18 protein-coding genes and 4 pseudogenes are annotated in these 25,597 nt (G+C 63.2%); 6 read left to right on the plus strand and 16 right to left on the minus strand.

Annotation, left to right across the window (positions count from 1 at the left end; all coding sequences use genetic code 11):
• Nucleotides 1–23 precede the first annotated feature (23 nt).
• From ACLMAJ_RS24530 to ACLMAJ_RS24570, 9 genes and pseudogenes are all read right to left on the minus strand, one after another.
• Complete coding sequence (locus ACLMAJ_RS24530) at nt 24–1,559, minus strand: PfaD family polyunsaturated fatty acid/polyketide biosynthesis protein (RefSeq protein ID WP_412016162.1); 1,536 nt, start codon at nt 1,557–1,559, stop codon at nt 24–26.
• Nucleotides 1,556–5,062 carry an alpha/beta fold hydrolase gene (locus ACLMAJ_RS24535; protein ID WP_412016163.1) on the minus strand — a complete coding sequence of 1,169 codons (3,507 nt, stop codon included), beginning with the start codon at nt 5,060–5,062 and terminating at the stop codon, nt 1,556–1,558. Before ACLMAJ_RS24535 ends, ACLMAJ_RS24530 begins: the two co-directional genes overlap by 4 nt.
• Nucleotides 5,059–6,807, minus strand: coding sequence for a fatty acyl-AMP ligase (locus ACLMAJ_RS24540; protein WP_412016164.1), 1,749 nt, complete (start codon nt 6,805–6,807; stop codon nt 5,059–5,061). Before ACLMAJ_RS24540 ends, ACLMAJ_RS24535 begins: the two co-directional genes overlap by 4 nt.
• A gap of 212 nt (nt 6,808–7,019) precedes the next feature.
• Complete coding sequence (locus tag ACLMAJ_RS24545) at nt 7,020–8,159, minus strand: squalene/phytoene synthase family protein (protein ID WP_412016165.1); 1,140 nt, start codon at nt 8,157–8,159, stop codon at nt 7,020–7,022.
• Nucleotides 8,160–8,423: 264 nt separating this feature from the next.
• Nucleotides 8,424–8,558 (minus strand): annotated as a pseudogene (locus ACLMAJ_RS24550) (IS5/IS1182 family transposase); the annotation flags it as partial.
• A gap of 251 nt (nt 8,559–8,809) precedes the next feature.
• Nucleotides 8,810–9,343, minus strand: a complete 534-nt coding sequence (locus tag ACLMAJ_RS24555; RefSeq protein WP_412016166.1) for a hypothetical protein — start codon at nt 9,341–9,343, stop codon at nt 8,810–8,812.
• A 784-nt stretch (nt 9,344–10,127) separates the two neighbouring features.
• Nucleotides 10,128–11,492 (minus strand): PrnB family protein, encoded by a 1,365-nt coding sequence (locus tag ACLMAJ_RS24560; protein ID WP_412016167.1) that lies wholly within the window; start codon nt 11,490–11,492, stop codon nt 10,128–10,130.
• A 424-nt stretch (nt 11,493–11,916) separates the two neighbouring features.
• A pseudogene (locus tag ACLMAJ_RS24565) lies at nt 11,917–12,459 on the minus strand (IS630 family transposase); the annotation flags it as partial.
• A 46-nt stretch (nt 12,460–12,505) separates the two neighbouring features.
• A pseudogene (locus tag ACLMAJ_RS24570) lies at nt 12,506–12,898 on the minus strand (winged helix-turn-helix domain-containing protein); the annotation flags it as partial.
• A gap of 274 nt (nt 12,899–13,172) precedes the next feature.
• On the opposite strand from ACLMAJ_RS24570, the gene ACLMAJ_RS24575 reads away from it, so the two are divergent.
• Nucleotides 13,173–13,733: an SDR family oxidoreductase gene (locus ACLMAJ_RS24575; protein WP_412016168.1), complete on the plus strand. Its 561-nt coding sequence runs from the start codon at nt 13,173–13,175 to the stop codon at nt 13,731–13,733.
• Between the two features lie 217 nt (nt 13,734–13,950).
• On the opposite strand, the gene ACLMAJ_RS24580 is transcribed toward ACLMAJ_RS24575, so the two are convergent.
• Nucleotides 13,951–14,994: an NAD(P)-dependent alcohol dehydrogenase gene (locus ACLMAJ_RS24580; RefSeq protein ID WP_330256289.1), complete on the minus strand. Its 1,044-nt coding sequence runs from the start codon at nt 14,992–14,994 to the stop codon at nt 13,951–13,953.
• A 117-nt stretch (nt 14,995–15,111) separates the two neighbouring features.
• On the opposite strand from ACLMAJ_RS24580, the gene ACLMAJ_RS24585 reads away from it, so the two are divergent.
• The 3 genes from ACLMAJ_RS24585 (at nt 15,112) to ACLMAJ_RS24595 (ending at nt 17,169) form a co-directional block, all read left to right on the plus strand.
• The gene (locus tag ACLMAJ_RS24585; RefSeq protein ID WP_412016169.1) at nt 15,112–16,035 is read left to right on the plus strand and encodes a helix-turn-helix domain-containing protein; all 924 of its coding nucleotides are present in this window, start codon (nt 15,112–15,114) and stop codon (nt 16,033–16,035) included.
• A gap of 50 nt (nt 16,036–16,085) precedes the next feature.
• The gene (locus tag ACLMAJ_RS24590; RefSeq protein ID WP_412016170.1) at nt 16,086–16,616 is read left to right on the plus strand and encodes a transposase; all 531 of its coding nucleotides are present in this window, start codon (nt 16,086–16,088) and stop codon (nt 16,614–16,616) included.
• Nucleotides 16,617–16,806: 190 nt separating this feature from the next.
• Nucleotides 16,807–17,169 (plus strand): transposase, encoded by a 363-nt coding sequence (locus tag ACLMAJ_RS24595; protein ID WP_412016202.1) that lies wholly within the window; start codon nt 16,807–16,809, stop codon nt 17,167–17,169.
• Nucleotides 17,170–17,796: 627 nt separating this feature from the next.
• Here ACLMAJ_RS24595 and ACLMAJ_RS24600 read toward each other — a convergent pair.
• From ACLMAJ_RS24600 to ACLMAJ_RS24610, 3 genes are all read right to left on the minus strand, one after another.
• A complete protein-coding gene (locus ACLMAJ_RS24600) occupies nt 17,797–19,569 on the minus strand; it encodes a recombinase family protein (protein ID WP_412016171.1) in 1,773 nt (590 codons plus the stop codon).
• 84 nt (nt 19,570–19,653) lie between these two features.
• The gene (locus ACLMAJ_RS24605) at nt 19,654–19,908 is read right to left on the minus strand and encodes a hypothetical protein (RefSeq protein ID WP_412016172.1); all 255 of its coding nucleotides are present in this window, start codon (nt 19,906–19,908) and stop codon (nt 19,654–19,656) included.
• Between the two features lie 1,279 nt (nt 19,909–21,187).
• A complete protein-coding gene (locus ACLMAJ_RS24610; protein ID WP_412016173.1) occupies nt 21,188–21,373 on the minus strand; it encodes a hypothetical protein in 186 nt (61 codons plus the stop codon).
• A 204-nt stretch (nt 21,374–21,577) separates the two neighbouring features.
• Between ACLMAJ_RS24610 and ACLMAJ_RS24615 the strand changes: the two genes are divergently transcribed.
• On the plus strand, nt 21,578–22,045 hold the full coding sequence (locus ACLMAJ_RS24615; protein ID WP_412016174.1) for an NUDIX hydrolase: 468 nt from the start codon (nt 21,578–21,580) through the stop codon (nt 22,043–22,045).
• Nucleotides 22,046–22,186: 141 nt separating this feature from the next.
• A pseudogene (locus ACLMAJ_RS24620) lies at nt 22,187–22,849 on the plus strand (carbohydrate kinase family protein); the annotation flags it as partial.
• Nucleotides 22,850–22,970: 121 nt separating this feature from the next.
• Here ACLMAJ_RS24620 and ACLMAJ_RS24625 read toward each other — a convergent pair.
• From ACLMAJ_RS24625 to ACLMAJ_RS24635, 3 genes are read right to left on the minus strand one after another with little or no spacing between them, the layout of a single operon-like run.
• Nucleotides 22,971–23,624 carry a hypothetical protein gene (locus tag ACLMAJ_RS24625; RefSeq protein ID WP_412016175.1) on the minus strand — a complete coding sequence of 218 codons (654 nt, stop codon included), beginning with the start codon at nt 23,622–23,624 and terminating at the stop codon, nt 22,971–22,973.
• A 5-nt stretch (nt 23,625–23,629) separates the two neighbouring features.
• Nucleotides 23,630–24,775 (minus strand): radical SAM protein, encoded by a 1,146-nt coding sequence (locus tag ACLMAJ_RS24630; RefSeq protein WP_412016176.1) that lies wholly within the window; start codon nt 24,773–24,775, stop codon nt 23,630–23,632.
• Entirely contained in the window at nt 24,772–25,455 is a 684-nt protein-coding gene (locus ACLMAJ_RS24635) for an adenylate kinase family protein (protein WP_412016177.1), read from the minus strand. Before ACLMAJ_RS24635 ends, ACLMAJ_RS24630 begins: the two co-directional genes overlap by 4 nt.
• Nucleotides 25,456–25,597: the final 142 nt, after the last annotated feature.

The following is a 25,597-nucleotide window of genomic DNA, read 5'->3' on the forward strand; positions in this document are numbered from 1 at the left end:
GAACTTCCTTCGGTCGAGCTTTGTCACGACAGCCGTCGAGGCACGAATTCGAACGCCGTCGACGGCACCGGCACTCCGTATGTCCGCAGCTGGTGTGCCCTGGTGAGCACGGCCGCACCCTCGAGCAGGTTGCGGGCGACCTGCACGACATCACGTTGCGCGGGGTCGGCGAGAAAGCTGCCGGTCGCCCAATTGTTGAAGGCGCCGACCGCCGGTCCGCACCACAGTTGGTAATCGGTGCGCCTGGAACTTTCGCCCTCGATCGCCCACCAGCTGGACTTGCCGAGGTACCAGCGGAAAACCAGAGCCATGCGATGTTTCGGATCGGCTTCGGCACGGGCGACCTCGGTGGCATCCCGGTCGAGCCAGTAGCGGCGGGTCCGGGCCCAGATTTCGGCCAGGGGCGCCCGGAATACCGTGCGTTCCAGCTTGTCCCGCTCCGGCCCGGGAATCGCCTCTAGTGATTCGACATCCCGGTAGAGCTCGTAGAGCAGGTTGGCGCGGGTGCCGAACAGCGTGCCGCGGCGCAACACCTGCACCTTGATCCCGAGTTCGAACATGTCCGACGCCGGCGCCATGATCACGTCCGCGACGTCCGCCTGAGCCAGCAATTCCTTGGCCGCCGCGGACACGCCCGCTTCGACGCAGGTCTGGTTCACCGATCCGGTGACCACGTAGGCGGCACCGGCCGCGAACGCTGCCGCCACGCTGTGCGGAGTGCCCAGGCCACCGGCAACACCGATCCGTACCGATCGGCTGTATCCGGCCTGCTCGGTCACCCGCGCCGCGAGCGCAAGCATCCGCGGTAGCAGCGCTACCAGCGGCCGGTTGTCGGTGTGCCCTCCGCTGTCCGCCTCGACGGTCAGGTCCTCGGCCACCGGGACATGCGCGGCCAGCGCCGCCTCGTCGGCGGTGAGCCGGCCCTGGGCACACAGCATCTCCAGCATGGCCCGGGGTGCCGGCGACAGGAACTTCTCGGCGACCTCGGGCCGGGAGACCTTGGCGAATATGTGCCGAGGGCGGACGATACGGCCGTCCCGGTCCACCCGCAGACCGCTCGCGGCCAGTTGCACCACCGGCGGGGTCAATTCCATGAATGCGGAGGCGGATACGGCGCGGACATTCGCACCGATGAGCAGGTCCGCCATGTCTTGTTCCCAGCCGGGGTGCTGTGGCGCGTGAATGAGGTTCACTCCCCAGTTCGTCCGGCCGCCCAATTTCGCCCGGATCGTTGCGATCGCCTGCTCCACCAGGGGCACCGGCAGACCGGCCGCGCCGAAGAAGCCGAGCATGTCGGCCTTGCCCATCGCGATGACGAGTTCCGTGGTGGCGATGCCATTGGCCATTTCGCCGGCCACATAGGGAAAGCGGGTGCCGTGCAGTTCGCCGAACGACCGGTCGCCCAACCATTCGGGGTAAAGCGGTGGCAGGGTCGCGAGCACTCGGTGCCGGGTGGGATCGCCCGTCACTGCGGTGATCCCACCGTTGTCCTGGGATACGACGTGGACCTGCTCCCGAATCCGCCGCACGACCTCGGCGAGCGGCTCGGCGACGGTCACGGCATCGTCTCCGTCGATGCACGGCCACCGGGAAGCACGTGGCGTAGGGCGTCCGCCAGATCGCCCACTCGGCTCTCAGAGAGAATGGTGAAGTGGTTGCCGGGCACGTCCACGATCCGGAACCTGCCGGTTGCCACCGTGTCCCAGCCCTGGGTGCGATCACCGAGCGGCACTCTCGGTCCCCGGGCCGGGCCGAATACGATCGGAAATTCTCCGCGTGCCCGCAGCAGGGTGACAGGCAGATCGGACTCAGGCGGCCGGTAGCGGACGTTCGCCTCCAGATTCGCTTGGTACACCCGCTGGATGAACTGCAGCTGACGACGGGCGCTGACGGTGCTGCCGCTGGTCAACTGCCGGCATACCGCGTCGCGGCGCTGCTCCAGCGACAGATCCGGATCCAGGACCAGCTCGTGGCCCGAAGCCCCGGCTGCCGCCCGCAACATCGCCGCCAGCTCGTCCAGCGCGGCGCGCTCGTCCCAGGGCGGTGTGGGTTGACCGGCCAGCGGAACATAGGTGTCGATGAGTACGACCTCGCCGACCTCCTCGCCGGCGGCACGCAGCCGCCCGGCGACCTCGTAGGCGATCATCCCGCCGAGTGAATACCCGCCGACCAGATAGGGCCCGTGCGGTTGCGTCGCGCGGATGTCCAGGAGGTAGCGCTCAGCGAGTGCCTCGACCGTGTTGAGCGTCGGCTCGGATCCGTCATGACCGGGTGCCTGCAGTGCGGTGAACGGACACCATGGGCCGAGAGCGCTGGCCAGGGTCCGGAACTGGTAGGCGATGCCGTTCACTCCGGGTATGCAGAAGAAAGGGCGTGGCGGTGTCAGCGGAACTGCCAAGGGCGGGAGCAGCGCTGTGGCGGATGCGGTGCTCGGTGTGTCGGTCCCTACCTGCGCCAGCCGATTCGCAACACTCTCGATCGTCGGGTTCTCCAGCAGGATCGTAGGGTGGATGCGAAGGCCGAGCCACGCCGATAGGTCCAGGTGCATCGCGGCGACGGCCAATGAATCGAGTGGGAAGTCGTCGAGGACGGCTTGCGGGCCGATCTCGTTCTCCGCCAAATCGAACTCCCTGGCCAACCGGCTGATCAGCCAAGCATTGATCTCCGCGACGGTACGACCGGGGACGGGGGACCGGTGGTCATTCGTACCGGGCGCGTCGTCGATTTCCCCCTCGGCGAAGTGTCCGGCGACCACGTCGCGCGCATGGGCGATCGTGGTTTCGATCATCTCGAAGCCGAGCAGCCCGCCGACGTGGTAGGTCCGGCGACGTCCCTGCCGCTCCTCGAGCTTGTCGTAGACGCCTTCGGCGAGGTCCCTGCTCGCGAAGTGCGGAAAATACGGCCAGTGCCGCACGAGCAGGACCTCGGTCAGCTCGCCGCCGAACGCGACCACATCGTCACGTAGGTTCGCCACGATGTCGTCGGTGGTGAGACCGTCGGCACCGTAGGAGTAACAGACGTACACGTCGGTCTCGGCGTAGCGGTGATGGAACGAGACACAGTGCCCTGGTCCGGGGAGGGCGTCTCCGGACCGCACGGTGTAATGCCCGTTACGGGGCAACCCGGTGATCCGGCACAGCACGGTGTAGAAATCCAGTCGCCGGATCTTCAGGGCAAGCGCGCGCTCGGCCAGCGACATGTCCAGGACACCATCGAGCCGGTCGAGGGGGACGGACAGCACAAGGTCATCGGCGTGGACGGTGTGGCCGTCGGCGAGGTGCACGGCCACCCGGTCACCACTGCGGTCGATAGCAGTGATCTCGACGCCGGTCCGCACGTCGGCCAGCTTCGCCGCGACACGCTCCCACAGCGCACCGAGGCCACCGGAAATGGTGAAAGCGTTCGCGTGCCGGGTGCGGGTCGGCTCGGTGGACAGCTGGCTTACCGTCTCCGATACCTTGAGAAAGTACAGGGCAGGCAGGTCGTCGGCGAGATAGCCATATCCGGCCGAGGTGTACACGGCCCCGAGCGACGCGGCCATCGTCTCGAGATCGTTGTCCCGCAACCAGTCCCGCGCCGGCTGCGACAGCGCTCGGGCGGAGTGCGCAAGCCCCGGACGACCGATGTCGGGAAAGCTCTCGGCGCGCAACCGCATGTACCGCCCGACGATTTGGCGGGTGGCGAACGCCGTCTTGGGCATCGCGGTCGTAAAGGTCTGCGCATCGAAGATATGCGGCGGAATGATGTCCTCGGTCGCCAGCCCGAACTCGTCGGCCAGGTCGATGAAGTGTTCGTAGCGGTCGTTGCACAGGTGCGCGCCGAGATCGTAGGCACGCCCGTCGACCTGCACCGAGACCGACTTGCCGCCCGCGACCGCCTCCCGTTCGAGGACTACCACGGTATGCCCGAGCCGCTCTAGTTCGTTCGCGGCGACGAGCCCACCCGGCCCCGCGCCGATCACACAGACCGTCCGGCGGCCGTTGGCGGGGAGCGGCTCAGTCGTAGGCGGCGCGCTCGAACTCGTGGGATCGGGCCGGAAGGTGCGTGCGGCGTATCCCGCACGATAGACCAGGGCGCGGGCGTGGTTCATGGACGCGGCCTCGAAGGGGGACCGAGCGAGCGCGATGCCGAGCCCTTCCGGTGCGTCCGCGGGATCGAACGGCAGTTCCGCGGCGGGATCCCCATCGCACACCAGATTCAAACGAATCGCGCCGATCGTCCGGAAAGGATGCGACGCCACCGGCCATTCGGAGGATGGTGATAGTGCAGCCTGGTTCGCCGCGGTGTCGTCACCGAGTGGGTGCAGTTGGATCTGGAACAGCCCACGCAGGGTGTTCTCCGTTGCCGCCTTGCGAATCTCGTCACGTAGCAGCGTCGACGAACGTCGGTCGCCCGACTCCCGCATCAGCCGCTCGATGGGAGGCACCACCCATCCTCGAGGGGTGTGGTGGCCGACATCGGGCAGATTCTGCTCGGGCACCAGTCGGTAACGCACCAGCCAAGGACGTCCAGTGCCATCGATAAACTGTTGCGGCACTTGCGAGTTGAGGTGGTAGCGATCGTAGGGGTGCGGGTCCCGGATCGCGTCCAGCGCCGGTTCCACTGCGCCCGGGGTGGCGCGGACGAGTTCTTCACGCGCGGAGTCGTCGCGGAGCATGAAGAATTTCATGAAGGTCCATGCATTCGGGGCGAATACGCGGTAACCGGTATTGAACGTCAGATTGAATGGCGAACCACCCGATCCGTCCGGATCGAACCACCGCAGCGACAGCCCGCGGATTCCGGGCGCGAGATCGTCGTTGGACACGCCGTTGCTGTACCGCGCCAGGATCGGGTACCGCTTCCCGTCGGCAAAGAACGGGTGCACTGGCACACCGGGCGAGTCGAAGAAGTCGATGTGTCCGCGAACGACAATGCCCGGTGCGTGAAAGACCCGCGTACGGGTGAGTTTCCCCATCGCTGTCAACTGGGCGAAATCCGTAAGCAGTTGGTGGAAGTCGTCGTCGATGTCGTGGAGCCGGTCATCGTGCGCACCGGTGGAGAAGATCAGGCCGCTGCTCATCGCATCGCCGTTCCGGAAAGCCGACGTTCGCTCTCCTGCCGCAAGAACTCCGCACGGCATACGGCCCGGCGTACCTTGCCACTGGTCGTCTTCAGCACCAGTCCCGTGCCGACCAGGACGTCGTAACAGGCGATTCCGTGGTCGTCACGAACCTCGCGGCGGACCGCACGACGGATCTCGGTGGCGGTGGCCGGGTCGAGTTCGGTGCCGGTGGTCTCGGCAAGTATGATCAGCCGCTCACCCGAGGTTGTGCCCGGCAGTGGCGGCACCGAGAAGGCGGCGATCCCACCGGCACGAATGCGGGGGTGGGCGGTGCGAACGCTGTCCTCGATGTCCTGCGGCGCATAGTTGCGGCCGTGGATGATGACAAGGTCCTTCAGCCGACCGGTGACGAAAAGTTCACCGTCGCGGAGAAAGCCGAGATCGCCGGTGCGCAGGTAGTGCCGCGGGTCACCGTCGCCGACGACGGCGTGGAACGTGTCGCGAGTTTCCTTCTCGCGCAACCAGTATCCACGTGCTTTGGTTCGAGAGTCGACCCAGATCTCACCGATCTCGCCCGGTGCGCACGGTTGGCCGGTCTCCGGGTCGACGATGCGGACACTCGCATCGGGCTTAGTGGCCCAGCCGCTGCCGTAGAAGACGGCGGGTTCACGTGTCGAACCGGCGGCAGCCGGCACCGCGCGGCCCTGCTCGAGCTGATCACGGTCGAAGGCCACGGCGCCACCACTGCCGACGGTGACGCTGAGAGTATGCTCGGCAAGTCCGTAGCCGGGGTGGAAAGCCTGCCGTGAGGCCCCGGTGCCGTCGAATGTCGCGAAGAACGTGTCGACGGTTGACGGCTGGACACTTTCTCCCGCCGAGCCGAACCTCCGCACCGAACTGAGGTCCCAGGCGGCGCGTTGTTCGGGAGTCGTCTTGCGGACCATCAGGTCGTAGGCGAAGTTCGGTGCTGTGGTGTGCGTTCCGCCGACCCGGGAGAGCACATCGAACCACACGGCCGGGCGCTGCAGGAAGCTGAGCGGTGAGATCAGGTAGGTCCGGCGGGCATTGCCGACCAGGGTGTTGAGCAGGACGCAGACCAGTCCCAGATCGTGAAAATGCGGCAGCCAGCTGACCGCGATGGTGTCGTCGCCGAGCTCGAAGTCGGCGGCGAGAGCGGTGAGTTCGTGGTGGATATTGCGGTGGGTAACCACCACGCCCTTTGGAAAACCCGTCGAGCCGGACGTGTACTGCAGGAACGCCGGTTCATTCGGATCGGCGGGCTCGTACCAGGGAGACTCGTCGGGTTGACTTGTGCCGTCCGGCACTAGCCACGGCAACTCCGGCCACTGTGGTACGTGCGTGGGAAGCGGCACCGCGTGCACCGCGTCGCGATAGTCGCCATGCGTCAGAATCGCTCGCGCACCACAGTTTTCCGCGATCGCCGATACCGCATCGACCTCTTTCGCGAGTTTGAACGGGTTCGGCGGCGGGAGCGGCACGGGCACCACTCCGGCGGCCAGACAGCCGAGAAACGCGATGATGAAATCCAATGACGGCAGATGTAGCAGCAACACCCGATCGCCGGGGTTGATACCGGCCTCCTGCAGAATTGCTCGAGTGTGCTGAGCGCGCTCCGCGATCGCGGCGACGGTGAGATGGTCGGTGTCTTTGCCGTGCTCGTCGGCGAAGACGAACAACTTGCGCTGGGGATCCGTGGAATGAAGAGCGGTAAAGGCAGAGACGACGGATAGTTCACGGTCCATCGTGCATAGTCCTTAAGTTAGGCGACTCGACATACTCGCTCAGCACAAGCCGACCGTGCGGCATCAAGTTAGCGCGCTGTTCGCGGAGGGCTGTTGCCATCGGTGGGAACCGGCGACTTCGAAGACCTACCGTCTGCAGCTTCGGGCCTAGTCGGCGCCAAGGTCCTTGCGACTCGGCAACGCCGCACCAGCACACTCCGGTGTGACCGCACTCATCGGCGACAACCTTCGCCGCGTAGAGAACGAGGTCGCACGCCGCGGTTCCGCCTGAAGTGCGTATCGAACTGAATTGCGCGTGGCCGTGATGGTGCGCCAACAGCGCAGCCCGCGCCATTGTTTGTAAGCGGCGATGGCGTGCTCGACCGGGATGCGTTGCAAGGAGTGGGCGTGGCGGGCTCGTGCGCGGATACGGGCTGTCGCTGTAAGGATTTCAGTGTTCTCGATGGTGGGGCGATGACCTGGCGTGGGCAGCGCCCAGCCCGATCAGCGCGGCAGAGATCAAACAACGGGCGATATTCCGGGGCGATTTCGCCGAGGATCTGCTCACTCGCCGCGAGCGAGGCACGTGCGGAACTCACCGTGGCCGATATCAACGCCCGCACTGCAGGGGTGTCGCGTCCCTGCTCCAGGTCCGCCTGGGACACGCCGTACCGGTCGAGGTCGGAGACCGGCAGGCGCAGCCGTCCGTCCCGCAGGTCCTCGAACATGTCGGTGAGAAGGTCTGTCCGCTGCCCGCTGCCCGCTGCCCGCTGCCCGCTGCCCGCTGCCCGCTGCCCGCTGCCCGCTGCCCGCCGTCCGCCGTCCGCGTTCAAGCGGGCATAGGCGATGAAGTTTTGCCCCGGGGCCAGCCCAGGCATAGCCTCGGCGAGAATCATCACAGACGGCAACGACACCGCATCGACGTAGCGTTGGTAGTCCGCTTCCTGAGCGAATCCGGGGAAGTCCAGGTCGATCGGAATCCCGGCCAGATACGTGTCGATCCACATGCGGGCCAGATTCAGCAGAGCGGCGGAATGCAAATACGGGCGCAACAGCCGGTGCCCCGAACTACCGGTATCCAGCGCTGTCCCCACATGGGCGGCCCATTCCTTGAACCGCTGTGTCCGCCCCTCGACAGGGCCACGATCACAGAGGTCATCGGTATAGCGCGCCACCACCACCGCAGCGGCCAGGTGTGGCCGGCTCTCCGGCGGAGCCAACACCCACAGCGGACCCCAACCCGCGAACTCCCTGCGGCACAGGTACCGCGCTATCGCCGAATAGTCGGCGCGTGCCGCGCGGTCGTGTACCCCTGGTGCATCCAGACAACGTCGCCACGAAGGCATGATCACTCCGATCAGATCCACAGTCACACAAAGGATTTCGAGTATATCGATGACCTTGTTTACGGCGTGGGTGATTGTGTCAGGGGCTTCGGGCTGGTGAGGTCTCCGGGACCCCACCTGTTCGGTCATAGCAAAACTCCTTAACGTGACATTTCACCGAAAGTGGCCCCAAACCCCAAGTTCCTAACCGTCGATAACCTGCGTTGTCGACGCTTTGAGTTTGAAATGCGTTGTCTCGGAGATAATCCCAGGGTCCCTGCCTCGATGCGGTGCGGGCGCTAGGCCCTGTCCTCAAAGCCATATGAGCAGGGTGGCCAGATCCTGCATACGGCGGTAGGAGATGGCGGTCTTGTCGTAGCGGGTGGCGATCGCGCGGTACTGCTTGAGCCGGTTAAAGCAGCATTCAACCACGTTGCGGCGGCGATAGATTCGCGGTGAGAAGGCCGGGCACCACGATCCCGTCCATAAGTTCTGCCAACCTCGGTAAGATGCTCGTCCCCTTGCCATCCCTGGATGAGCAGCGACGACTCGGTGCAGAGGTGGCCACCGCAGATGCGGGCATTGCTGCCCTCCAGAAGCAGATCCAAATAGCAGAAGAAGAGCGAACTAATCTTGCGAGCGCCCTCTTCGCGAGGCTGCCTTCATCCTTTGAGGACGTGAACGGATCAGCCACTGGATCAGGAGAGCGGGCGTAACTCCGAATCACAAGAGGTACTCGAGCCGGTGCTGGAGGCATTCATCGTCGCAAGATCCAACACCGGCGTTGCAGAGGCTGGTCGTGCCCGCCCGTGGGAGTCTCGCGTCGGTACTCCGCGTTGACGGAGCGCGGCCAGCACGGTGGTGTGGGCGACGTCGAGGTGGTTGCCGACGCGTGCGAGTGACCAGCCGAGCTGGTAGAGGTGGATGGCGGTGTCGACCTGATCGGAGGACAGGCCGCCGCGGCGCATCGGTACCTCGTGCCGGTGGAGGATTTCGCTGACTGTGCGTCGTTCGATACCGAATCGGGCTGCCAGTTCATACACGGTCGCTCCGGTCTGGTAGCCGGTGGTCAATTCCGCTACCTGGGGGGAGTCGAGTTGCCGTGCCCGCCGGGGTTTGGGTCGTTCAACGGGTAGCTGGGTGGGTGTTGTGGCGTCGGGCAGCTTCTGGAGTAGGGCCTCCAGGGCTTCTACCTGCGTGTTTGTGTTGTAGTAAGCTCCCCCAAGCTCCACAGAAATAGCAGGTCAGGCCCGGTCTCGGACCGGGCCTGACCTGTTTTTTGCGTCTAGCCCCCCGTTTACCCCCCCGTTTTGGTCCCGCTTTCCGTCGATACGGCTCGGGGCCGTCGACGGCGGGTCGGATTCTACCGGGTCGGATTCTACGATGCGGGCATGCCAGCGCGTGGTGTGCTGGTCGGGATTGCCCGCGGTCCCACTGGATTTCAACCTTTCTCTAAGTGTGGACCAGAGGTGATCGACCTGGCTGCTTCGGACGTGGCGGTCACGCTCGGCTGCCACGTCATCCTGATCCGACACCGAAGAGCTCAATCGGCTTGCTGGTTCATAAACACGCGCAGAATTGGAGGAGTCGAAGAGACCCAGCGTCTCAGCGGCCACGGCGGCGGCTGTTCAGCGGTCGACCACCTTGTATCGAGATTCGTAGCCAGGAAGATATTGGCGTCGTCGCCTGCTGTCGGCGATGTACCCGCTGGGACCGGGAGATGCCGGACAATGCTCGTACTGTGTGATTCGTATGCGAATTGCAGGCAGTTGGCGGCTATCTCATGGCATCGCTTCGGAATGCCGTGATCAGCCTGCGCCGCCTCCACGGAGAGGAAAACATCGCCGAGGCCTGCCGCACCACCGCGCTCAGCCAACACCGCGGAATCCATCTCCTCCAGGACCATCAAAAAGCCAAGTCAGCAGCCTGAAACCCGACAACGCCGGAGCCCTGGATACCCCGAATTCAGCCACCTATCTTGCTGAGATCACCTCAGTAGCACTCATGTTGCGCTGATTACTCTATCTTAAGGTGACGGCGTTCGTCGGTTGCGTCATCGAAGAATTGATGCAGCTTCGTAACTACATTCTCTGTTGCCGGCCAATGATACTCCGTCTCGGCAGTGAATTCCCGCGGCCCGGCCTCATTAAAACCCATTTTCGCAAACTCGACAGCTCTACCCTTGTGTACTGCGAGAAATCCCTGGGTGTAGGAGTCGATCAAGTCATTGAAGGCGCGAACCACCGGATGGTCGCGTCGCTTTGCTGCGCACTCTTCAGCGAATTGTCGCAACTGGGGCCCGTGGGCCACGCTCTTGATGAAGACCTGATGGTTGTGCTGCATCTGCAGAAATGCCTTCTTTGAGGTTTTTCCTAGTTCGGTATCGAAGTTTGCACGCCCCAGAAAAGCATCGATTAGATGAATGCACGGAGCTTGTGGCCCCGACAGGCCGAGATGTCCCCCATACCCGGACGTGTACTTCACTATATCGCGGTGCCATACAACTGGATCGACAGATCTTCGTGACAGCATAGCAAATCCGAGTCGCAGTCGCTTGAATGCGTCGATAGCTTTACCAATATGATGTAGTATCTCGCCAACTATTGCCAGTTGCTCTGCGGATTCGGTTGCTCCGACGTTTAACGCACGGTAGTTGTGTATGAGTTGTTGAGTCTCGGCTACGATGCCCACAAGATCGCTTACACGATACTCCATCATGGTCGGCGTGTTGTGAAACCTATTCTCCGCTTGGCCTCGGACCTGTGATGATTCGATGTCGCCTGCGGCGGCTTCTGCTGGGCTGGATGCATTGTTAACCGGACATATCAGTTTGAAATCATCAAAAGTACAGCTCAGCAGGTCAACGTGGTCGCTCACCAGATAGGATGCGGTAAGACTCATGTCGGCAAGTGCACAATAATTAGGCGATTCACAATAATCGGCAAAGCGATTCACGGCATTCTGAACATGGCCGGGCAGCGGCTCCGGCTCAGGCATTTCTTGAGCAATAACTCGGTCGAAATCCATGCAAGCCTGAGCAATGCAAAAGACGATGCTTTTAGTCTTCATAAATGTTAACGGATCGTTAGCGCAGTCGTTATAAATGGAGTCGACATCCAGTGTTTCGACTTCATTAGCGCAAATTTCACGTACACGTTTACTGATGAATTGCTCTGGTAACTGTTTCCACAGGCGGAGCCATCGAGCGGGCAGGGCAATACGCGCCGATTGCATCGCTTTCGGATCAAACATGAAACCAAAATCTTTGGAGAGCGCGCCTTTCAAGGGATTAAGCCCATTTTCCAGAAGCTCCCATGACGGCACGGTTGATGCATGCATCGAAATGACCTTTTTCAGTTGATAGTATAAATTGGCAAACATCGGTCGGCCCGGAATAATCGCGTTTCAAACGATATGATTCCGTCCGCTCGAACCGAGGCGTTCACGGAACACATATTCACGCTGCAGAACTTTCACCGCGGAAGCCATCACGGCCTGCGGACGTAATTTACAAACGTACTCTTTACATATAATTCAGCAACATCACTCACGCTTCATTCGACGATGCTTGCCAAGCCCGAAGTTGATCACGCAAAGCGCGCGCCGAGCATCTTCTCGAGCGATGGGCTATGTACCGTTTCGACGACAGCGCCACCTCCTTTGGCAGTGCGTATCCCATCACATCTCCTCCAGTTCTACTTCTCTGCAGACTATCAGTGAGGCCCAGATTTGGAAACGATCTTTCTCATCGAACCTGAGTTGGCTCATCCGCTTAAAGATATTTTGGTAATAGAGTGAGTTGCTGTCAGAGGAGAAGCCTGGTGTGGTCGAGGAAGTTGGAACACAGATCGTAGTTCGTGCCGACGCGTTCGAGCCCGGTTTCGGTAGCGGCGCGGGCTTCGTCGATCGTGTCGGGACACAGATTGGCCAGTTCGGTGAATTTGATGTTGCCCCAGACCATTTCGATGGGGTTGAGTTCGTAACCGTAGGGTGGGAGTTGCTCGACGCGCAGCCACATGCGTTGGGTCGCGATCCAGGCTTTCATGGCCTTGGAGCGGTGCGAGGGCAGCCCGTCCCAGATCAGGGTGACCGCGTCACCGGCGAAGTGCTCACCCAGTGCGGTGAGGAATTCGATCAGCGACTCGGTGTTGTAAGCGCCCTCTTTGATCTGGAACACGAGCGCCGTGCCACTGCGGTCGGGCCGATAGGCCAGGACCCCGGCCATCGACAGTCGTTTCCACGAAAACCGGTGCCGCAGCACCGGTGTGACACCTTTGGGCGCCCAGGTCGCTCTCACTGCGGGCAGCAGGGAGAATCCGCTTTCGTCTTGGAAGCAGATCCGCACACCTCGGCGCCGAGCGCTTTTTTATGCGCGGCCACTCGATCTTGCGCCACGCCGCGATCGCCTCGTCGTTGCGCTCGACCGCTCGCCGTGCCGGACGCTGCCGACTCCATCCCATCCGCTCCCGCAGGATCGTCCAGGTCTGCGTCTGTGAATACCGCACCCCGGTCATGCGCTCGATCACCTCGGCCACCCGCGCCAAGGTCCACATGTCGGTCGGAAACCCATTCGCCTTGGGGCCCTTCATCAATGCGGCTTCGACCTCGCAAACGTGTTCATCGCTCAACCGTGGCCGACGACCCGCCCGGCCCACACTCGCCAAAGCGTCACGTCCACCTTCGACCCATGCCTTGTGCCAGCGCGACGCCGTCTGCGCCGACACCTCGAGCTCCACCACCACATCGACCTGCCGCCTACCGGCCTCGAACATCTCCACCGCCCGCATACGACGCTCCCGCAACACGTCGAAATCACGACGCGTCCGGGCACGCTTGCCCTTTCGGCTTCTCTCCCGCCCACCCGATGATGGCTCCCGCTCTGACACCCTGCGATTGTCCTACACCGCAGCACAACCCGACCGGAACAACTCACCAAGTAACCGAAAGATCTTTAGTTTTCGGATTTGATGTGATCGCAGCGGGTTGGAGGTTGCCGGTCGTGTGGGGCGCCGTGTTGTGGCAGATCGTTTGACCTGAACTAATGTTGAGGTTCTAGCATGCATGATCAACACTCAAACGTCGGCGAAGACGATTCTGGTGACCGGCGCGACTGGCAACATCGGCAGAGCACTGCTGACAGAGCTGGCTGAGCATGGTGAGGTCCGTGTGCGAGCGGTGACCCGCAACGCAACCTTCGCCGGGCTGCCCGAAGGGGTCGAGCCGTTCCAGGCCGATCTGCAGCATGCGGACTCGCTGCGGTCCGCGGTCGAGGGTGCGACCGCGTTGTTTCTGGTGTCCCGTGTCGGGGACGATGCCAGCATCCTGTCGGCGGCCCAGCGGGCGGGCGTCGAGCATGTCGTGCTGGTGTCGTCGATCACCGTGCAGACCCATCCCCATCTGGGACCGGCGCAGGAGAACGCTGCCGTGGAGCAACTGGTCGAGACCAGCGGCATGGACTGGACCGTCTTGCGCCCCACCCAGTTCGCGTCCAACGCTTTGTGGTGGGCGGAGTCGATCCGTGAACGCGGTGGTGTGGAGGTCCCTTTCGCCGACGTCGGTCTGCCGTTTGTATCGGATTCTTCGGATGGGCCGGCGGGTGTAGTGATCCAGGGCATCCGATAGCGCATAGCCGACTTTCGGTGCGCCCTATGTGCGGCATAGAAAGACGAGAAATCAGGGGAGGACGAAGCGTAACCAAGCGTCCGCGGACGTGGCGAGCCCTCCTGGGATCCGGCGATCTCTCTGTGCGCGATGTTGCCGGAGCCCGGGGAGGGCTTCGATTACCCGTGGGATCAGGCCGATGGCACGGTGAGTGCGCCCCCGACCAACGAGGTGTCGATCAGATTGTGGCCGTGTCGATCACGAAGCGGTAGCGCACGTCCGAGTTGTCGACCCGTTCGTACGCTTCGTTGATCTGGCTCGCCTCGATCAGCTCGATCTCTGCGCCCAGGCCGTGCTCGGCGCAAAAGTCGAGCATCTCCTGGGTCTCGGCTATGCCGCCGATCATGGAGCCGGCGAGGATCTTGGCGCCCCCGATCAGCGAGAACAGGTTCAGCGAGATGGGTTCCTCGGGAGCGCCCACGTTCACCAGCGCGCCGGCCGTCTTCAGCAGGCTCAGGTAGGCGCCGAAGTTCAGCGGCGCGGACACCGTGGAGAGGATGATGTCGAAGGAACCGGCCAGCTCCTCGAACGTTTTCGGATCGCTGGTGGCGTAGTAGTGGTCGGCGCCCAGCTTCAGGCCGTCGTCCTTCTTGCGCAGCGACTGCGACAGGACGGTGACTTCCGCGCCGAGAGCGTGGGCGATCTTGACGCCCATATGTCCCAGGCCGCCCAGGCCGATCACAGCGACCTTCTTGCCGGGGCCGGCGCCCCAGTGCTTGAGCGGGGAGTACGTGGTGATGCCGGCGCACAGCAGCGGTGCCGCGACGTCGAGGGGGAGGCCCTCGGGGATGCGTACGGTGAATGCCTCGGCGACGACGACCTTCTGTGAGTAGCCACCGTAGGTGGGTTCGCCGTCCTTGCCGATGCCGTTGTAGGTCTGCACATTTCCCTGCACACAGTGCTGCTCCTGGCCGTTGCGGCAGGGCTCGCATTCGCGGCAGGAGTCGACCATGCAGCCGACGCCGACGCGGTCGCCGACCTTGAACTTCGTCACACCGGAACCGACCGCCTCGACGACGCCGGCGATCTCGTGCCCCGGGACCATCGGGAAGATGGCCTCACCCCAGCCCGCACGGGCCTGGTGAATGTCGGAGTGGCAGATCCCGGCGAACTTGATGGCGATCAGTACATCGTGCTCGCCGACCGTGCGGCGCTCGATGGTGGTGCGCTCCAGCGGAGCCTTGGCGCTGGGGGCGGCATATGCGGCAACAGTGGTGGTCATGGCTTCCAGCGTGCTGGACGAACCGGCACTTGCCTAGGCCGTGCTTTGCGTACGTCCAGTGGTCCTACCACTGACAGGATCAGGCTCGTAGTCGTACGACCGGGAATACTGGAGAGCATGAGCGACAATCCTGCCCCGGACGACGCTCAGGCCGCCCACTCCGACGGCCTGGACCAGCGCGCCGAGCTCAGCGAGTTCTTGCGTACGCGCCGGGCCCGGCTCGAGCCGGGTGACGTAGGGATTCCCTGGCAAGGGCGGCACCGGCGGGTGCCGGGCCTGCGTCGCGAGGAACTGGCTCAGCTGGCCGGGGTCTCGGTGGCATACTACACACGGCTGGAGCAGGGCAACGGGCGCAATGTGTCGGCGGAGGTGCTCGACTCGATCGCGCGCGCCCTGCGGCTGACCGACGCCGAGCACGCGCACCTCACCCACCTCGCCAAGCCCAAGCAACTGCGGCGCAAGTATCGGGCACCCAAGCAGCAGCAGGTGCGGGTCACGTTGCGGCAACTGCTGGAGTCGATGGACAGGATGCCCGCGTACGTGGCCGGGGCGCGGTCGGAGATCCTCGCCTGGAACCAGATGGCGGCGGCGCTCTTCGGCGACTGGGGGCAGCTGCCGCCCGCCGAACGCAATTGGGCGCGGCTGACCTTTCTTTCTCCCGACTACCGGCGGCTGTTCCTGGACTGGGATTCCAAGGCGTCCGACATGGTCAGCTATCTGCGGCTGTACGCGGGCCAGCATCCGGACGACCCGGAGCTGTCGGCGCTGGTGGGGGAACTATCGGTCAAGAGCGAGGAGTTTCGGCGGCTGTGGGCCACGCATGACGTGAAGGAAAAGGGGCATGGTGTGAAGCGGATGCGGCACCCTCTGGTCGGTGAGCTGACCCTGGCGTACGAGACGTTGTACCTCCCGGACGACGCGGAGCAGTACCTGTGTGTCTACCACGCGGAACCGGGCTCGCCGTCGGCGGAGGCGCTGTGTCTCCTGGCCAGCTGGGGCACGGACGCCGCCCAAGCGCCCATCAACTCAACCCGCTCCTGACGCCCCGGCTGGGCTGGGTTTCGCGTCCGGTCGCATCGCCCCCCCCGGAGGTGCAGCACCAGGTCGGGTACGGCGTATCGGTCGAGGTTCTCGACGACCGAACCGCCGACACCCTCGCAGCCTGGCTACGAACCCATCCGGGCGTCGAGATGGTCTGCCGTGACCGGGCCGGCGCCTACGCCGAGGGCACCGCTGCCGGAGCGCCGGACGCGGTGCAGGTCGCCGACCGCTGGCACATCTGGCACAACCGCGGCGAGGCAGTCGAACGCACCGTGGCACGCCACCGCGCCAGCCTCGCCGCCGCGATCGCCGAACCCGAACCGCAGAACCGGCCCGACATCACCGACATTGCCGCTGAAATGCATCGCGGGCCTGTCACGCCCGATCAGCGGAAGGATCGCACCGCAGTCCGCACCCGCCAGCGCTGGGCCGAGGTCCATGCGTTGCTGGCCCAGGGCACGACCATCCGCGCGATCAGTCGTGAGCTGGGGCTGGCCCGCGGCACCGCCCGCCGAATCGGCCGACGAACTGCTGGTCAACGACCGCACCGGATACCGCATCAGCGTGCTCGAAGCACATAAATCCCACCTGCATCAGCGGTGGAACGAGGGCTGCACCAACGCGACCCAGCTGTTCGAAGAGATCAAGGCCCTCGGCCACCAAGGCAGCGAGAGGATGGTGCGCAACTACCTTCACCCCTTCCGCGCCCTCGCACATATCCCGGCTCCGCCACGCAAACCGCCGGCGGTCCGGAAGGTCGTCGGCTGGATCATGACCAACCCCGCCGCCCTTGCTCCCGAGCACCAGGAAAGTCTCGATCGGATTCTGGCGATCAGTCCGGAACTTGCCGCTCTCACCGGGCACGTCCGCGCGTTCGCAGAGATCATGGGCGAGCGGCGCGGTCGAGATCTCGAGCGGTGGATGGTCGCCGTCGACTCCGACGATCAACCGGCACTGCACTCGTTCGTCCGAGGACTGCGCCGCGACCAGGACGCAGTCACCGCGGGCCGAACCATGGCATGGAGTAGCGGAACGGTCGAAGGGCACGTCAACCGCATTAAGATGCTCAAACGGCAAATGTTCGGCCGAGCGAAGACCGACCTCCTCCGAAAGCGAATCCTGTTGAGCGAGTGAACAACCTGAGATCCGCGATCGCCAAATTTGTGCCAGATCCAGTATTCAGACGGCATCGACATTGCGGCCGAGACGGGCGGGGCGGTGTTGACCGGCCCCGCCGGCCCCGATAGCGGTGTGGCTAGTGGCCTCGATGGATGCAGAAGATCTGGTCCTCAGTGGCGTTCTGGTCACCCGCGCCTTGACACGGGAGGGGAGCCTACTTACCGCGCGTTCGAGGTAACTGGTGGTGCAGGTTGCGTATCGTTTGGTGGTGGTTCGCGGGTGTGGGCGCAGACTCGAGCTGGCCCCACGGTTACCCCACTCTTTCGTCGTCGATGTGATGTCGGTGTCGGGTGCCTACAGGGGGAGGACTGCTCATGGAGCCGAAGGGCCATCGTCGGTCGCGCAGCCTTTTCCCTGCTCAGTCGTCTGCTCGGGCGTCACGGACCGCCTCGGGCGCAGTGGGCTGGGAGCTACGGTGCCGCCGGTCGACTTGACGTTCTGACGAGCGGGTCATTGAGGTTGAGTATTCGTTGTGGGGGTGCGTTCGGGGTAGCCCGGTGAGGAGGCCGTGCAGTTCGGTCCTGACGGGAGTTCCTCGCCGTGCGCTGTATTTACGTTGTGGCCGAACGTAATTCGTCGGCTTCATAGCCGGGCCGGTGCGGCCACTTCCGTTGCTATCGCGGCGGCGATCGTTGGTGTCGGTGCAGAACGTCGATGCCTCGCCGGACCGATGAGTCTCATGAACCTCTTTGTGGGGGTCAGGGGTTCGAGTCCCCTTAGCTCCACCAAGTTTGCCATTGGGCGAACACTTTTCTCTGAGGCCCTGACCGGCGGTTTTCCTCCGGTTGGGGCCTTTTTCGTGTGCGGGGTGGTGGTCTTTTGGGGGTTGGTGGGTGGTTGGGGGATGCGGAAGACGGGCACGATGGTGTCGGGTCCGGTGATCTTAATTTCTTCGATGACGGTTTCGATCAGGGTTTTGCGGGCGTGGTCGGTGCCGGTGGCGATCAGTTCGGTGATGTGATCGGCCATGTCGGTGAGGGTGGCAGAGTCGGGGCCAGTGGGGACGGTGTCGAGGGTAGCGGTGAGTTCGTCGCGGCGGTGGGTGAGTTGGCGGCTGTTCGCGCGTAGTTGGGCCAGGCGGTCGCCGATGAGTTGTTCGTCCATGGTGCCGTTCTCGAACGCGGTGAGGTAGCGGCCGATCTTGGTGTCGATGTCGGCGATGTTGGCGCGGACGGCGGAGAGTTCGGCGTGGTGGGCGTCGTGTCCGGTGTGGTGCTGGCGTTGGGCCTCGGTGACAGCGTCGGCGATGAGAGGGTGATGGTCGCGGTAGAAGGTGGCTAGGGCGTCCAGGACGGCGGATTCGACGTTGTCGGCGTTGAGGCGGTAGCCGTCGCACCGGGCGCTGTCGTAGCGGTTGCGGGTGTGGCAGGTGTAGTAGCGGTAGACCTTGGTTTTGCCGTGGGCGCGGGTGCCGATCATGGCGGTACGGCACTGGGGGCAGCGCATCAGGCCGGTGAGGGTGTAGTCGGAGTCGTTGGCGCGGCGATGGGCGTGGTCGTCGCCGCGCTCGGTGAGTATCCGTTCGGCCTCGGTGAACAGGTCTGTGTCGATGAGTGGCGGGTGGCAGTCGGCGACAGTGATGTCACGGAAGGACAGTTCCCCGAGGTAGACGCGGTTGGACAGGGTGCGCAGGACTTGGTGCCCGGACCAGGTACCGCCGTTGGTTGTGCGGTGCCCGCGATCGTTGAGGACACGCGCTAATGCTTTGGAGCCCAGCCTGTCTCGGGTGTAGAGGTGGTAAATCAGTGCCACGATCGGGGATTCCTCGGGATGGGATGTGAGGCTGTGCCCGGTGGCGTCGGGGAGGTAACCGAAGGGGCGGCGTCCGCCTTTCCAGAGTCCTTTGGCGGCTTTGCGTTCCATGCCCGCGATGACGCGGTCGATGATGGTGTCGCGTTCGAATTGGGCGAACATGCCGAGCATTTGGACAAGCATGCGTCCCATGGGAGTTGAGGTATCAAACGGTTCTGTCGCCGACCGGAACACCACGTCGCACTTGTCGAGATCGTCGAGCAGGCCGACCATGTCGCGCAGGTTGCGGGAGAACCGGTCGACTCGGTAGACGAGTAGGACATCAATCAAACCCGCCTCGGCGGCGCGCATGGCGCGTTGCAAGTCCTCGCGTTCGGTGGACGCGCCGGAGGCGTCGTCGGCGAACCGCATGACGATGTGCCAGCCTGGTTGGGAATCCACGTAAGAACCCAAACGGGCGTCCTGGGCCTCGATCGAATATGGCTGGTGTTCATCATCGGTGGACCGGCGCACGTAGATCCCGACTCTGACCGTGTCGAGAGTATCGAGACGGTCGGGCTGAACGCGCGCGATTTTGTGGCTTTTCTTTCTCGGTCGTGCCATGCGAGAATTTCCCCTTCGTTCTGCGAATTCCCTGTGGTCTATTTTCCCATATATCCCGGAATGGAAACAGGTGCAATGGGGCGGTTATGCGGCTTTCTCGCTGGATTGTTCCGGATAGTCAGGGCCGTATTTCCATTCGTTGACAAGCATGGCAAGCGCGGCGACGGCACGCTGGTATTGCTCGGGTGTCATGGGTGTGGTTTCGATCCGTTCCACGGTGATCTCGCCATGTCGGCGGCGGGGGCGGCGCAAGGGGGTCACGGTAGCGGGGCGCTCTGGTGTGGCAGGCTCACTGGGGTTCGGGTGGTCGTCCTGGACGTGGTGGGAGTTGCCGGTCACGGGGGCGCTCCTGACATCGAGAGGCGAAAGGTGTCTACTTACTACTCCCGCCGAAATCGCCGTTTCGGGACAACTCGATGTGAAAATTTTCGAGTTCATTTCGTGAGGGGCCTCGGCAGGGCTCGCCCGCATGTGCGATGTCGGCCCACGCAGCGGGGATTTCGCGAGTCCTGCGGATACCGGCGCGGCGCTGGCTCGGCGCGAGCACGATTCGCCTGCGATCACCGGGCGCGAGTCCGCTCGCACACTGCGACACCGCCGACCAAACCGGGCAAGACAAACACGAACAAGGCAGAAAGCGGACATGAGGAGTGTCTCCGCAGGAACGATCGGGCACCAGTCCGGGCGGCAGCGACACTCCTGTGTACGGCGCGACGGCGGATGTCTATATATGAGTGATATATAGACAATCCTGGGTATGACCCAGCCGGATATGTGCCATCTGACCAGCGGGTCCACGGGTTCGGGGTGGCGTGATTTGAGCACCGCACCGAATCCACCATGGAATACCACCACGGAACACCCCCCGGAATGGCCTCATCAAGATCACCGCACAAAATCTGTTCTGCCGCCGGAGCGCATCGGTTATCCAGAACGTTTGAAGGTGATCTCTCCACCCGGTCTGGAGGGATAATTGCCGATATGCGGCGGTACCACCGTTTTTCAGTATAAAAATGTATTCGTCCGACGCTGCTGGTATCAGAGCTTCATTCCGAGCCATGTTGATAAACTCGAAACGAAATTTTTCTGGCTTTGCCGAGTTGCTGAGATTCACGTACGCTCGGGGAGCGTGTTCGAGCCGGACTGGATCGTGCCTAATACGGCTGCCGCAGTGAAACTCGCGATCGACGTCATAAAGGCTCAAGAACGGCCATGAAGCCACGGCGGTCGCCGTATTGGCGTCTGCCGCAGCGGCGGCACAATGTCCTGCAGTCGTGGCAGTATCTCCGTATCATCCTCACTGACCCAGGACTCTTGGGCTGCGTTTGTCTTCATCGGTTGCGTGTCATTTTCCTCGTGACAGTAATGATCCTCGTCGTCACGGTCACAGCTGACGAACTCACCACCTCGCCCGTCGGGCGGATGGACTGACTTCCAGCGCTTGCCGATTCGGAACCACGCTACTGCTGTGCAGAACAGCGAACTCGGCCAGAGGATCACCACCAGCGATGAAGTCAACAGCGTGGCCTCGATCGCAGGTGCGTGGGTTCGGTACAAATGCTCGTGACGTGACGTCCTCTACCGTGAGTATGGGGAATCCGTTCGGTCACAGCGAATTTCACTCCCACAACCGCGAGCACGGCAATGTTGGAGGGTCTTCGGTCACGTTGTCATCGACCGTGACAACGACCTCCGGCGATCCGTGGGCCAGCTCATCGGCGACATTCTGGGCCTGTTCAGCTGACCCCTGATAGTCCAACCTCAGCGCACCGGATTCGATCCGGATGTGTCGCGGCCTACGCATGTCCACCACTCCCGTTCCGTTTATGGCCGAATTGCCTGGTAACGAGGGTGAATCCGCATCCAGGATCGATCCATATCGCGACCCGTTGGTCGGTATACGTTCGGTGTATATAGCACCGATGACGGGAGATCTAGGCTCGGTGCGTTCAGGGGCTCAATGCATCAAACAACCAGTTCAACCACTACGAGTGGAGACAACCGAACGATGACTGACACAACGATCGCGCTCGCTCAAGAAGCAAAGTCGCAGCGGCACAAGGTGACTGGTGACGTTCACCTGCTACTGCGCCGAGGGGCTGAAGTGCTGTTCGGCCAGCGCCAGAACACCGGCTTCGAGGATGGAGCCTGGCACTTGCCGAGTGGTCATCTCGAAGCCGACGAATCGGTGGTCGACGCTCTGATCCGCGAGGCCAGGGAAGAAATCGGCGTTGCCATCGCGCCGGAGGATGTGCACTTCAGCCACATCATGCACAACTCGTCCTCAGGCGGGCGGATAGCGTTCTTCTTCACCGTGGACACGTGGCAGGGGGAGTCAACCAACCTGGAACCTGAAAAGTGCAGTGCGCTCGAATGGTTCGCGGCAGATGCACTGCCCGATCATATGATCCCCTACTGCCGCACAGCGATGGAGCGCGTTGCGGCCGGCGACTCCTTCTCGGTCTACGGCTGGTAGATCACGGTGCCTCCGTCTGGCCCGGTGGTGTGCGTCAGCTACCTGGCGCAGGCGGAATTATGGACCGTGCCCGTATTCCCCCTCGCCAACCATGGAGCGGAAATCCGCACCATCGAATGGTCGGTAGCGGCTGACGGGCCAATGACAGCGGCGGTGCTCGCATCGCTGGGAGCACCGACCCTGCTGATTACCAACGACATTGGCGACGATGAGCACGGCCGAGGCGTTGCCCGCTGGCTGGAACAACGCGAGGTCCAGCGTGCCTTCGCGATCAGGACGGATGTCGTCACACCACGAATCGTCGTGAGTGGCGACGACCAGCACACCCGCACCTGGTTCGCCCACTTGCCGGGCGTCGTCGCCAGTTTGGAGCGTGCCGACCTGTCGCCGTTGGCGGATACGGCATTCGTCTACCTGGATGGCTACGAGCTGATCGAATCAGCTGCACTGCGCGTGATCGAGGTCGCCCGTGCCGCCGAGGTGCCCTTGTTGCTAAATCTTGGTGGCTCCGCGCTTTCGCCCGAAATGGCAGCTGCTGTCCGCGGCTACTCCGGCCTGCTGGTGCAAACGAATGTCGATGACACTGCCCACGCCGATGCGCCAGCTCTGGCCCGATCCATCTTGGACCGGACTCGTGCAGCCTGGGTGATCGTGACCGCTGGTGCTCGGGGTGCCGTCGGGCTCAGTCGGTCGGAACTGGTCTCGGTGCCAGCGTTTCCGGTGGAGGTTCGTCACACGCACTGCGCGGGTGCTGCCTTCTCGGGTGGCCTGCTTTATGGCCTCTGGGCTGGCTGGTCCATGGGGCAAAGTATGTTGCTCGGATCGGCGAGTGGGGCACTCCGGTGCGCACGACATCAAGGTGCCCCACTGCCGACCTTGGCCGAACTGCGGGCATTCATCGCCGGTCGCCAACAGTTCGCCGCCGCTAGAACAACCCCCACTCATCCATCCAGCCAGTTACTTCCGCGAATCGCGCCCGGCTCAACTGTTTCTTCTTGGCCTCCGCGTCGGACTCATCCTTGGCCCCGCACTGCCACCACGCCTCGTTCGTCTGCCGATCCATAACCAAAAACCGATCCTTGACGGCTGGCCCGCGTATCACGAGCGACACCGTGAACGGCTCCGCGACGACTGCATGCACCATCGAGTGGTGCAGCGCGTAGCTGGTGCCCACCGGCTCCTCTCGAACGTGCAGCACTGGCAGCTTGTTCGGCTCCACCTGTTCGTCCAGCTCGGCGTTGCCGAACATGTAGTGCCGGTAGTGCCCACGCAGAATCTTGCTGGCGTAGGACCAGCGGTGATTGTGCGGGCGGTCGAAGTAGCCCGGCAGGAATACGTGCAGCCGTACCCGTACTCCCGGATCGTCCTCGCTGGCCAGCACGATTTTGTCCAAGATGTCGTAGTGCTCGCACAGGTCGAGCAGTTCGGGCCGGTTCGGTAGCTCCTCCAGCCGTGTACGCACAATTCGCGGTTCGGCCGCAAGTTCGTTCAATGCCTCACGACAGTTCCGCTCGACATCGTCGATGTCGCCCCAGTCAATCCAGCGCAGATTTTCGGCGATCCGATCCATATCGTCCATTGAGTTCACTCCTCGGGCTTGGCGCTGGACTTCCACAGGCGGCAGACGGGCACGATGTCCTCGTAGGCCGCGCACGAGGACTGGCCCATCACCACCTCTTCGGCCGGACACCCGCCCATGCAGGCACCGGCTTTGCATCCGCCGCATGAGCTTTCGGCGAGGACACTGGTGAACAGCTCGAACTCGTTGGCACTGTGGTTGAGCCGTACTTGCCCGTCGACCATCTGGGCGAAGTGCAGCTCGGTGTCGAACAGGTAGGAGCAGACGTAGCAGCGGCCGTCCGGGAAGATCGAAATTCGGTCCAGTGTTCGGCCGATGCACCCCTGGTAGCCCTCGGCGGCGTAGCGCTCCATCTGATCGCGCCGGGCATACGTCGGCTGATACCACACCCTTGTCTTGTGCTGGGGCGCAACATCATTGAGCGTGTCGCAGAAACTCACCCATTCCGGCGGTGTCATGGCCATCTCCGGATTGCCGTGCCCGGTGCCGATGGTCGAGAAGACGTGAAACTTCACCAGGCTCACACCCAGGACATCCGCAATGTCGAGGAGTTGGAACACATCTCGTTCGTTGGCCTTGTTGACCGTGCATATGATGCGAGTGTCGAAGCCGCGTTCGGCCAGCTCCCGCGTGGTTTCCATGGCTTCATCGAACGTGCCGGCACCACGCACGGCATCGTGGGTCTCGCGGCTGCCACCGTCGAGACTCACCTGTACGTAGGCGAAGTCCTCGGGTCCGAGCTGCCGGAAGCGCCTAAGTGCCGGTTTCTGAGCGTTCGTCGTGGTGATGACGTGCTCGTAGCCGAGCTGTTTGCTCAGTCGGATCACCTCGCAGTAGTGAGGATGGAGCGTCGGCTCCCCACCGAGGATGGTCAATTTGTTCCCGCCCAGCCGACGCCACGTGGTGAGCGTGTCCACGATCTTGGGCAGCGGCATCTTCAGCGCCCGGTCTAGCCGTTCGCCCATGTAGCAGTGCTCGCAGCGAAGTTGGCACGCCTCGGTGATGTAGAGGTACACGTTGCGGAAGCGGCCGTAGGCCACGCGGTCGATTCGGTCCGGCTGAGGAACGATGGCACCGCGCGGCATGCGGGCGTGGCCGTACCCATCACTGCTCGGCTCGAGGCTGGGCATGGGCAATGGAACAGTATTCATCGTGTGGAACTCCGTGAATTAAGTAGCGGGGCAAGCAGATTCGCCGCCCCGTCGATGGTGTTGGTGGTGTCGAGCTGAGTGACAGCAATACCGGAGTCGGTGAAGCCCGCTCGGATACCGGCAGCCGTCTGGTGGTAGCGCTGCAACCTGGCCTTGAACAACCGCGGCGAATCACCTCGCCGTGGATGCAACAAGCCACCGCAATGAGCGCACTGCCAGGGGTCATCCCGGCTGGGTATGGCTGGAAGTCGGGGATCGCGGATGGGATCGCGCTCGCACTGGTGGCACACCTTTCGGTTCTTCGCCCGCTGCTTGAGCGTCTTGGCGTCGGTTATGACTTCGATCGCCTCGATATGACCGGGCGGCGTCAACGCCCAAAGGGTGGTGAGCAGTTGGTCGACCTGGCTCGCAGAACCGGGGAAGTTGTCCAGCAGCACGGTGTGCACGTCCGGATCGGCGTGAGCGGCATCGAAGTACGAGCGCAGCGCTTCCCCAACAGTGAACTCGTCGATCCAGCCCAGCCGTTCGCTACTGGTCGCGGTGGCAGCCAGTACGTAGGTCGGCACGTGCTCGCGCAGTCGGAAGATCCGCCGCCCCGGTGCCGATCCGAGGCGCAATGTCAGAGTGGTTTTGCCTGCGGCCGGTGAACCGAAGATAGGTACTACAAGGGACAGAGCCACGGCCTATTCCTTTCGCTCGAGGGGCTGAATGTGTCTGGTCCCCAAGCGTCGGATTTCGGCGATAAACCCACCACGACCACGGCGAATATGCGATATACATGGAACGCATACTGACGGCGGAAACCAGTGGTAGCGTCCCTGA

Source organism: Nocardia arseniciresistens, from assembly GCF_046764875.1.
GTDB lineage: Bacteria > Actinomycetota > Actinomycetes > Mycobacteriales > Mycobacteriaceae > Nocardia > Nocardia arseniciresistens.